9 protein-coding genes and 1 pseudogene are annotated in these 10,988 nt (G+C 34.0%); 9 read left to right on the top strand and 1 reads right to left on the bottom strand.

Features of this window, described 5'->3' with window-relative positions; all coding sequences use genetic code 11:
- The first annotated feature begins 418 nt into the window (after positions 1-418).
- Positions 419-1,732, top strand: a complete 1,314-nt coding sequence (locus tag CJP74_RS04270; RefSeq protein ID WP_119497038.1) for an LptF/LptG family permease — start codon at positions 419-421, stop codon at positions 1,730-1,732.
- 3 nt (positions 1,733-1,735) lie between these two features.
- Positions 1,736-2,926 carry an LptF/LptG family permease gene (locus tag CJP74_RS04265; RefSeq protein ID WP_119497037.1) on the top strand — a complete coding sequence of 397 codons (1,191 nt, stop codon included), beginning with the start codon at positions 1,736-1,738 and terminating at the stop codon, positions 2,924-2,926.
- A 33-nt stretch (positions 2,927-2,959) separates the two neighbouring features.
- Here CJP74_RS04265 and ygfZ read toward each other — a convergent pair whose 3' ends face one another.
- On the bottom strand, positions 2,960-3,871 hold the full coding sequence (gene ygfZ, locus CJP74_RS04260) for a CAF17-like 4Fe-4S cluster assembly/insertion protein YgfZ (protein ID WP_119497036.1): 912 nt from the start codon (positions 3,869-3,871) through the stop codon (positions 2,960-2,962).
- Between the two features lie 270 nt (positions 3,872-4,141).
- Between ygfZ and CJP74_RS04255 the strand changes: the two genes are divergently transcribed.
- The 7 genes and pseudogenes from CJP74_RS04255 to CJP74_RS08245 all read left to right on the top strand — a co-directional run bounded on the left by CJP74_RS04255 (position 4,142) and on the right by CJP74_RS08245 (position 10,874).
- The gene (locus tag CJP74_RS04255; protein ID WP_245958040.1) at positions 4,142-5,812 is read left to right on the top strand and encodes an ABC transporter substrate-binding protein; all 1,671 of its coding nucleotides are present in this window, start codon (positions 4,142-4,144) and stop codon (positions 5,810-5,812) included.
- A gap of 19 nt (positions 5,813-5,831) precedes the next feature.
- Positions 5,832-6,833, top strand: a complete 1,002-nt coding sequence (locus tag CJP74_RS04250; RefSeq protein ID WP_119497034.1) for an ABC transporter permease — start codon at positions 5,832-5,834, stop codon at positions 6,831-6,833.
- A 1-nt stretch (position 6,834) separates the two neighbouring features.
- Positions 6,835-7,740, top strand: a complete 906-nt coding sequence (locus CJP74_RS04245; protein WP_119497032.1) for an ABC transporter permease subunit — start codon at positions 6,835-6,837, stop codon at positions 7,738-7,740.
- A gap of 8 nt (positions 7,741-7,748) precedes the next feature.
- Positions 7,749-8,564, top strand: a complete 816-nt coding sequence (locus CJP74_RS04240; protein WP_119497031.1) for an ABC transporter ATP-binding protein — start codon at positions 7,749-7,751, stop codon at positions 8,562-8,564.
- Between the two features lie 11 nt (positions 8,565-8,575).
- Positions 8,576-10,156, top strand: a complete 1,581-nt coding sequence (locus CJP74_RS08100) for an ATP-binding cassette domain-containing protein (protein ID WP_222986914.1) — start codon at positions 8,576-8,578, stop codon at positions 10,154-10,156.
- 109 nt (positions 10,157-10,265) lie between these two features.
- Positions 10,266-10,415 (top strand): annotated as a pseudogene (locus tag CJP74_RS08250) (type II 3-dehydroquinate dehydratase); the annotation flags it as partial.
- A 72-nt stretch (positions 10,416-10,487) separates the two neighbouring features.
- Complete coding sequence (locus tag CJP74_RS08245) at positions 10,488-10,874, top strand: type II 3-dehydroquinate dehydratase (RefSeq protein WP_282432512.1); 387 nt, start codon at positions 10,488-10,490, stop codon at positions 10,872-10,874.
- Positions 10,875-10,988: the final 114 nt, after the last annotated feature.

The raw sequence follows: 10,988 nt of genomic DNA, 5'->3' as shown, positions 1-10,988 counted from the left end.
GATGAAAGTATACTAATGGAAGAAAGAAAACAACTACATATAGTTTGAAAAATAACAAACTAAAGAGGGAAAAACCTAAGAGTAATTGTTTGTTATTCTTTACAAAGTCCAATACTTTAGTGCATAAAGCAGTTTTACTCATATAAAAATCCTTATATAAAAGGGTTAGCTTATTGATAAGCCTCTTTTAGCCCATATACTTTTAGAAAGTAGGACTTTATTTTAATAGTACTTAATTAGCTTTTTATAGTTTATCAAATCTAGCTATAAATTTGTACTCTTTACCAAGTTTTTTTCGCATATTTGCATAAAAATAAGTAATATTAAACTTTTGAGAGAAAATGAGATAATGATATAATCATTATCTAGTACAATAAATTAGGTATATTTTTTTTAACTTTAAATTACTGCACGCAGAATGATTATTCTTAAGTATTTAAAGAAAAACATTTTAAAGACGTTTATTATTACGTTTTTAATTTTATTTTCAATATTTTTTGCTCAACAGCTAATAGTGGCTTTTACTCAAGTAAGTAGAGGGAATATCCCTGTAGCATTTGTCTTTAAGTATATTCTTTTGAATATGCCAACAATGCTCCAGTATTTTTTACCTTTTGCTTTCTTTTTAGGAGTATTATTTACTTTCATCCGCATGTATAACAATCAAGAGATGACAGTAATGTATGCCTGTGGTTTATCTTATGGAAGAGTTATTAAAAGTTTAATGCTTCCGACAACCATAGTGTTTGCCCTATGTTTAGTAAATTCACTCTATATAGCTCCAAGTCTTCAAACTGAAAGTCGTAATCAAATTCAGTATTTTCGGACAAATCCGACTTTTTCATTAATTTCACCAGGAAGTTTTAACTCTATCCCTAATACCAATTACATTCTCTTTGTCAATCAAATAGATGGTAACCTTGCCAAAGGTATTTACGTTTTTGAGTTTAATGAAAATAACATTAACTTTATTATGAGTTCGCAAGGTCAGGTTAGAGTTGAGGATGGACAGCGTCTAATAGTATTAGAAAATGGTTCGCTATTTTCTCGCGATCTATCTGATAATTTTTATAATGTAGTTTCGCAAAACTTACCTGCTATAGCTCAAGGAAAGGTAAAACAAGATAATACAACTCAAGAGCTAACTGCCGAGCAACAAGAAGAAATTAAAAAGCTTTTAACGCCTAAGAGCGATGAAAAAGGAACTTTAATTTTCAATTCCAATGACTATACTTATGATCAATTAAAGCAAGTGTTAAATAGCAATCTTGCCGATATTAACAAGATTAACTTTACCACTTTAACTTTACGCATAGGTTTAGTGCAACAAGAGAGTAATTTAGAAGCATATAAATTTAAAACTGTAGTGCAAATAATTAGTGATCCAGATATAGATAAAATGGCATACTTGGATTTATTTGTTCGTATTGTAAATGCTTTATCGGTATATCTTTTTGCTCTTCTTGCATTTGTATTTGGTAAGGTAAATCCACGTCAAGGTAAATACTCTAATGTGATAGTTTCTACTTCACTTTACTTTGTTTATTTACTCATTTTAAATTCTTTAAGTTCGGTAATTAATAAAGGAAAGGTTATAGATACTACCTTGTATGTTTTTATTGCCACAAATATAATTTACGTCTTCTTGGTATTTATCTTAATTTCAGACCGACCTTATATTAAGAATAATTTTATTTTTGCTAGAATTCGTAAATTCTTTGGAGGACAGTAATCCATGGTTTTATTTCGTATTTTAGATAGATACCTAGTAAAAAAAATAAGCGTTACTGTATCCTTTACGCTTATAGGTCTGGTTCTCTTTAGTCTAATTATTCGTATAACCGAAGAAATATCAAACGTAGGTAAAGGTGCCTATACTTTAACTGATGCTTTACTTTATTCAGTAATGTTAGCCGCTCCGGATATAAATACTTTTTTCCCTATGGCAGGCTTATTAGGAGCTATGATTGCTTTAGGGCAATTGGCAGCCAATAGAGAATTAGTTATTATCCAGTCGGTTGGAATTTCTCGCGTGCGAATCTTTTTAGGCTTACTTTGGTTTATTATTCCATTTTCGCTGTTAAATTTAGCTGTGCAACAGTGGGTAGCACCTCACGCGGCTTCTTATGGCTATGCCATGAAAAACAATAAGCTAAATAATGGTAATTTCTATACAAGCAATCAAAGCCTTTGGTCAAAAGCAAGTGGCGAGTTTGTCTATGCCCAAGTAGGAAATAACTCTAATTTACAGGATATTCTTATTTTACAGTATGATGAGAATAACTTTGAAATAAGCCAAGTTATTTTAGGTAGACAGGCAGTTTGGAATGATCAGGCTAAACTATGGAATATGGCTAATGTGCAAGTTTTTACTTTTAACACGCAAGGAGAAGGTGGTTTAACACCAAGCCAAGAAAATAAAGTAAAAGAAAATCTTGCTCAAGAGGGAAATGAACAAGAGATTTTACAGTTATTACAAAAAGAGTTAATCACTAAACAAAATTTTGATATAAAGCTTTATAGTGAATATAACTGGAGCTCTAGTTTAACCCCAGATAAGCTAGTCTTAGTGAACCAAGATAGCAATAACTTTACCTTAACTTCATTATGGAGTTATATAAAGTATCTTGATGAAACCAAGCAAAACTCAGATACTTACAGATATCAGTTTTGGGCAAAAATATTTGCAGGCTTGAGCTTTTTTGTCATGATGTTTGTGGCTACTTCGAGTATTTTTGGGAATATGCGTAATGTTTCGATAATGCTAAAAATATTCTTTGCCGTAATCTTAGGTTTAATTTTCTATGTGTTAAACAATACAGTAGGTCCGTTATTAGTTACTTACGGTTTAACGCCACTTATAGCTTCTTTAATTCCTTCGCTACTTTTTTACCTTTATGGTTTATACTTGGAAAGGAAGAAATAGAAAAAAGCGATGCATTTGCGTGCATCGCTTTTTTTATTCTAAAGAATATAATTTTACTAGGGTTAAAGGGATAATAGTTCCATTATCATTTAAAGAGTAGCTATACTCGCTTGGAGATAATTTAGCACTCAAAACTGTATCGACAATAATGTTGTTTTCTTGAATGTTTAGATTTTCTAAATTATGGAAAGCTAAAATATTTCCAGTTGCTTTGCTAGCACTTTCACTAATGTGAGCTTGTAAAATAGCTTGTTCACTAGGTGCACTTCCAGTAAAGCTAAAAATAGCATGAAGTTGATTATTTGCGCCACGGAATTTAGCACGAGCAATACCTTCTTGACCTTGGTAACATCCTTTACGGTAGCTAACCGCTTGTTCCATTTGGTCTATGCCTAAAGCTTGTGGTAAATATCTATCTTGATCAGCTTCTTTTAGGTCATAAACAAAACCTTGAAGCGAAGTTAAAGCTAAAGCTTGTGCATTAGTTAGTAATTGAGATTGCACGGCAAACTTTGCTTTGATTTGTTCTTCACTAGCCTGAGCATTAGCGATAATAAATTGCAGATTATATGGAGTAATCTCTTTATATTCATTATTATCGAAAGTCTCGATTGTAGCTGTATCACTAGGATCATTGCTTACATAAACGCCAAGTTGATCTTGGAGTTTGATTTCGAGTTTACTAAAAATCGCAAACTTTTTAAAATGCTTTTCTAGACGTTGAGCATTTTCTAAACCATAAACAAGAATTAAAAATTGCTCTAGGTTGAATTTGTATAAACGGATAGTACCAATTACTTTACCAGTTGGTAAAGAAACCGAAGTATAAGTAGCAGTTTGCTCTGGCAGAGTTTCAAGGTTTGCGGGTATCTGGCCTTGAAGAAATTTTTGCGCGTCTGGTCCAATAAAGGAAATAACACGCCAATTAGTTAGTTTTGTGTTCATATCTAGGGTAAATATAAAATGAGAATTTCTTAACAGCTAAATTATACAACTAATTAAATTACGGCTGCTTAGATTTTTACAGGAAAATCAGGCTTTCTAAGGACAAAAAACACTAATATGGGAAAAAGCCAAAGAAAAATAGCCACAGGAAAAGTAAGGGAAATTTCTGAAAATTAGACTTTTATTTTTTCATAGGGCATATGTATTGTATAATTTAGTAAGTTATATTCTACAAAAAACAATTTTTTAAAATTCAAACAAATATAGAGCATGAGATTTAAAAAAACTTTATTTAGTTTAGTTACTCTAGGAGTGGTAGTTGGGGGAGTTGCTGCTTACATGAACTCACCTAAAACTGTTGTAGCAGGTGAAGCTCTACACGGTTACCTCAACGAAGATAAAACCCTAGTATTTTGTATCGGGAGATCACCACGTGCCCTTAGTCCTGCCATTGTCGCTGACGGTACATCATATAACTCTTCTTCACGAGTAATTTTTAATCGTCTAGTAGAAAATGAACGTGGAAGTACAAGTTTAGTTCCTGCCCTAGCCGAATCATGGGAAGTAAGTCCTGATTCTAAAGTAGTAACTTTACATTTACGTAAAGGGGTTAAGTTTAATGATAACGATATTTTTACCCCGACGCGTGATTTTAATGCCGATGATGTAATTTTTACTTTTGACCGCATGTTAAACGCAGACAACCCATATAACAAAGTAAGTGGTGGTAATTACCCTTACTGGAGAATGATGGGCTTTGGGAGTTTAATTAATCACTTAGAAAAAGTAGATGATTACACAGTAAAAGTATATCTTAATCAGCCAAATGTGACTTTTGTTTCAGACTTAGCTATGGATGTACTCTCTATTTACTCTAAAGAATACGCAGATCAATTACTGGAGCAAGGTCATCCAGAATATATTGACCAAAAACCTATAGGTACTGGACCTTGGAAACTAGATCAATATGTTAAAGATACAGCCATTCGTTATGTAATTAATCCAAATTACTTTAGAGGGCCTGCGGATATAGGTACGCTAATTTATAGTATTACCCCAGATCCAACATCACGTTTAGCAAAAGTTATTACAGGTCAGTGTCACTTCATGGAAGCTCCTAACTCAGCCGATCAAGCTGAAGTTATTAAAAAGTATAATCTAAAAACAAGCCTACAAACTGGGTTAAATGTAGCTTATATAGGTTTAAATAACGATCGTGAGTTTCTTAAAGATGTGCGTGTGCGTAAAGCTTTAGATATGGCAATTGATAAAAGAGCTATAGCTAGACTAGTTTATAACGATCAAGTTGTAACTGACGGACATGTTCTTACTTCAACTATGTTAGGTTATGATCCAAATCTAAAAGTTGATACTTATGATCCAGAAAAAGGAAAACAATTACTAGCAGAAGCTGGCTATCCAAATGGTTTTGAGATTAAATTATTTGTGCAACCTGTATCTCGTTCTTCTAACCCTAACCCAACCCGTACAGCTGAATTAATTCAGCAAGACTGGAAACAAATTGGCGTAAATGCAACCTTAGTAACCGATGAGTATAATAACTTTATTAAACGTACTCGTGAAGGTGACTTTGATGCAGGAACCTATGGTTGGTCGGGAGATAATGGGGACTCAGATAACTTTTTAACCCCTCTGCTATCGACACAGTCTATAGAAAAATCTAATTACTCTCGCTTTTCTAACGCAGAGTTTGATGAACTTTTATATTTAGGACGTACAACAGCTGATACCCAAGAGCGTGCAAAAATTTATGCTCAAGCAGAACAAGTGTTTGTTGAGCATCAACCATTTATTGTTATAGGTCACTCAATGCTTTTAGCAATTATGCGCCCAGAGGTTGTTGATTATAAATATACTCCATTTGGTTTTGTGGAATTCTATGGCGTTAAATTAGAAACTCCTGAAAATTCTTCTAAATAATTAGACAGATATAGAAGCTATGTTTAACATTATTTTGAAAAAAGTATTAATGTTAATTCCTACTTTTTTTGGTATTACATTATTAACTTTTATTTTAGTTCACTCTCTTCCTGGTGATCCTGTATTAGCCATGTTAGGTGATAAGGCTCCTTCTCAAGAAGATTATGACGCTATGCGTGCAGCTCTAGGCTTAGATCAGTCTTACGTTACGCAATACTTAATTTATATTAAAAATATTTTCCATGGAGATTTTGGGGTAAGTTTTAACACAGGGTTACCTGTACTCCAGGAGTTCTTCGCACGTTTTCCAGCTACTTTAGAGCTAACCATTACGGCAATGCTTTTTGCTTGTGTTATTGGTTTACCTATAGGGATTATGGCTGCTCTAAATCGTGGACGTTGGTTAGATAATTTACTCATGTCGATTTCCTTAGTAGGATACTCTATGCCTGTATTCTGGTGGGGTTTAATCTTAGTAATGTTCTTTTCAATTACCTTAAAGTGGCTCCCTGTTTCTGGTTACATTGGCGTAGAATACTTTATTCCGCAAGTAACTGGTTTTTCGATTATAGATGCTATTCTATCTAAAGATGTTGGAGCTTTAAAATCAGCTCTTGCTCATATTGTTTTACCTACTATTGCTTTAGGTACCATTCCAACTGCAATTATTGCTCGTATGACACGTTCATCTATGTTAGAAGTGTTAAATGAAGGATTTATTCAATCTTTAAGAGCACGTGGTTTTAGTGGTTATCGCGTAATAGTTAGTCACGCTTTACGTAATGCCTTAATTCCAATAGTTACAACTTTAGGGCTAATTGTGGGCGGTCTTGTTTCTGGAGCTATTTTAACCGAAACAATTTTCGCATGGCCTGGCGTAGGTAAGTGGTTAATTGATGCAATTAATTCTAGAGACTTCCCTGTAATTCAATCAGCAATTCTCTTTATTGCATTTTTTGTAATTTTAATCAATTTTGTGGTAGATATTATCTACACCTTAATTAATCCAAGAGCAAAATAATATGACAACTTCAGTAGATAGTAACAAAGATCTTATTTCCGATAAATCTTCTACAAGATTGTTTATTGAAGCGTTTGTGCAAAATAAAGGGGCAGTGCTTGGATTCATTTTTATTATTATCCTAGCTTTAGCAGGTATTTTTGCTCCTTATGTAGCGCCTCATGATCCTGTAGAGCAATTTCGTGAATTTGCCTTACAGCCTCCAGCATGGATGGAAGGTGGTAGTGTGCAATTTTTATTAGGTACCGATGACCTAGGACGTGATATTTTATCGCGTATTATTTACGGTGCTCGTGTATCTATTTTAAACGGCTTAGTTATTGTTGTTATTTCCTCAATAATCGGGGTTACCCTTGGTGTATTAGCTGGTTATTGTGGTGGCATAATTGACATAGTAATTTCACGTATTGTAGATATTATTATGTCTCTTCCTTCCCTTTTAGTAGCTATAGCTGTAGTTGCGGTTTTAGGACCTTCATTAGAAAACGCAGCTCTTGCTATTGGGGTGATTTCCATTCCTTCTTACGTACGTTTAATGCGTATTGGGGTACGGGTAGAAAAATCTAAAGACTATGTAACTGCTTCACGTCTAGTAGGGGTAGGTAATTTAAAGCTTATGTTTAGCACTATTTTACCTAATACTTTAACGCCAGTAGCAGTACAAGCAACCCTGGGCTTTTCTAGTGCGATTTTAACCATGTCGGCACTTGGTTTCTTAGGTATGGGAGCTCAACCTCCTGCACCTGAGTGGGGAACTATGTTATCTGAATCAACCAGATACTTTTTATCTGCTTGGTGGACAATTACTTTCCCAGGTCTTGCAATTCTATTAACCGTACTAGCTTTCAACTTTATGGGTGATGGTGTACGTGATGCTCTTGATCCTAAATTAAGACAGGTGAGTTAAGGATTATTATGTCAAACAACGCATTAACAGTTAAAAACTTAAAAGTTACGTTTGGGAAAAAGACAAATAAACCAACTTTAAAAGGTGTTTCTTTTACAGCTCCAGCAGGTAAGGTTCTGGGGGTAGTGGGAGAATCAGGTTCAGGGAAATCTGTAACCTCTCTAGCAGTTTTAGATTTACTGGGCAAAGTAGCTCATATTGAAGCTGATACTATTGAAGTAGACGGCATTGACTTTTTAAATCTTAGCGTTAAGCAAAAAAGACCTTATTTAGGTAAAGTAATTTCTTACATTTTCCAAGATGCTTTAAATGCTTTAGATCCTACTTACACTATAGGGCAACAAATTATTGAAACTCTACAAGTGCATGAACCAGGTAAGTCAAGCAAAGAGTATCACCAACAAGCAATTAAATTGTTAGAAGAGGTGGGAATTAAAGATCCTGAATCACGTTTAAGCTCTTATCCGCATCAGCTTTCTGGAGGTCAACTTCAGAGAATTATGATAGGTATAGCTATTTCAAGTAAACCAAAAATCCTAATTGCTGATGAACCTACTACAGCCTTAGATGTGATTATTCAAAAGCAAATTGTTGATCTGCTGTTAAAAATCCAGCGTGACAATAATATGACTATGATCTTTATTAGCCACAATTTAGCATTAATTTCTGAAATCTCAGATAAGATTATTGTAATGCGTAAAGGGGAAATTGTTGAAGAAGGAAGTGTAGATGATATTTTCCTTCATCCAAAACAAGACTATACCCGAGCATTAATTAGCTCATTGCCTCAATTTGCCCGCAATTTACAACCGATCGATAATTAAAGGAATTGATAATGGTTAATAAAAGTAATAAAGAAAATGCAGATTTTTTCTTGCCACAAGAAGTCCCTTTAATTGTGAGTTTTGCTAAAGAATCTGCAACTAGTGAAGCTGAACAAGTTCATCACACTAGTGAGCAAGGATTTTATGATAATTTAGCTCAAGATCCTGCTTCTGTTGATGATAGTGAGCAAGCTTTAGATGTTAAAGCAAGTAACCCAGAAAAACCTGAAAAACTAACTGAAGTTGTACGTGAAGCTAAATCACAAGTAAGTGATTTTTCTGACTTGTACTCGCAAAGTGCTCTTAAGGTTACACAAAAGAAAGAGTTAGAAGTTAACTTTAATGAGCAAGGCTATACGCTTAAAGAAAAGGTGAGCGAGCAAGCAACTCAACCGACTGAAATTGATATCCCTGAAGTAAAAGAGGATATTTCTTTTCCTAAAGTTGAAAATGCTAATGTTGTAGCTACAGTGGTGCAAGAACAATCAGCAAGTGCTGAGCAAGCAACTGATACAAGTGTTACTGCTCCAGAAGTAGCTGACACAAGTACTACTGCTCCAGAAGCATCTGAAGCAAGTGCTACTGCTCCAGAAACAGCTGAGGCAAGTGAAGTTGAACCAACAAGTCAAACTGTGGCTGAACAAGAAAATCAAAACCTTGCTGAACAAGAAAGCCAAGCAACCCCAACAAGCAAAGAATATACTTTCTTTGATGGGAGCAAACGTCAAGTTAAGCTTTCGAAATATTATCCTGAGTACGAATTTGATATAGATGACTTAATGAAAGATGCTCCAGTGTTACTGGAAAGTAAAGGTTTAAGCAAAGATTTCAAAATTCGTAAGGGATTATTTAGCAGTACAACTTTACAAGCAGTTAAGGATGTATCTTTCCTATTACATGCAGGTGAAACTGTATCTATTGTAGGTGAGTCAGGTTCTGGTAAGTCTACTTTAGCAAAAATGATTATAGGTATTTTAAAAGCGAGCCAAGGGGAAGTACTTTTCAAAGGTAAGCCAATAGACTTTAGTAAAGCTGAAGATCGAGAATTAATGCGTAAAGAAATTCAAGTGGTATTCCAAAACCCACATTCATCGCTAAATCCTCGTAAAACAATTTACAGTATTTTAGAAGAACCTTTAATCTACAATACTAAACTTAATTCTCAAGAGCGTCGTCAAGCGATTGAAAAAATGATTCAACTTGTAGGTTTACAAGTAGAGCATTTAAAACGTTACCCACATATGTTTTCTGGGGGACAAAAGCAACGTATTGCCATAGCTCGAGGCTTAATTTTAAACCCTTCAATTGTAGTTGCCGATGAAGCGGTTAGTGCTCTAGATGTATCTGTACAGGCTCAGATTTTAAACTTAATGTTAGAAATCCAAAAACTGTACAATACCTCATTCCTCTTTATTAGCCATGACTTATCAGTAGTACGTCATATTTCTCATAGAGTAATAGTTATGTACCATGGTGAAGTGGTAGAATATGGTAATGTGGAAGATATTTTTAATAATCCACAACATGAATACACTAAACGTCTTCTAGCTGCTATTCCAAAATTACCACCTTGTGTAGTAAATAATAGATAACAGCTTAGCCCTTTTAACTTAGGTTAAAAGGGCTAATTTATTGCACACCAGTATAAGTTTAACTATAATTAGAGAGAAGATAACTGCTTAAGTTAAATTTGAGGAAATTATGAAAACATTACGCTTTTTTGTTTTAAACGGTCCTAATCTAAATCTTTTAGGTTATAGAGAGCCAGAAAAATACGGTACAGTTACTCTAGAACAAATTAATAAAGAGTTAAAAACAACTCTGGCTGAGCATTTTATTGCTAAAGCAAAAAACAGTGAAGAGATTAAGTTTATCCTTGAGCGTAGTTTAGAAAAAAATGCCCAAGAGTTTGCTGATATAAGCGTGAATTTTAAAGTGCACACTAGTTTTGAATTTGAGGTAGTTGAAAGCGAACAAAGTTATAATGTGCAACTTCACTTTCACCAAACAAACAATGAACATGAATTAATTACGACTTTACACAAGTCATTTTTTGATCGTTTAGAAGATCCAGAAGTAGAAGATTACTTTATTATTAATCCTGCTGCTTTTGGGCATACTTCGGTGGCGTTAAGAGATGCCTTATTAGGCGTAGAAGCTCGTTTTGTAGAAGTACATCTTTCAAATATTCACAAACGTGAAGCTTTTAGACATCACACTTATTTACAAGATATTGCTCAAGGCGTAATTTGTGGCTTAGGTGCTAAGGGTTATATTTTAGCTTTAAACTATTGGTTAGACGCCTTATAAAGATAAAAGATTTGTATATAAATAGTAAATAATTTAGTTTTTGTGATAAAATAAGCAAGATTGCAACTTTGAAATTTAGTTGAAAGGACTTTTAGCTCCTCGGAGTTGGCTAGC

This window comes from Psittacicella melopsittaci, from assembly GCF_003585925.1.
GTDB classification, from domain to species: Bacteria; Pseudomonadota; Gammaproteobacteria; order Enterobacterales; family Psittacicellaceae; genus Psittacicella; species Psittacicella melopsittaci.
Note: the sequence above shows the minus strand (reverse complement) of the source record. Positions and strands in the feature narration are given on the sequence as shown.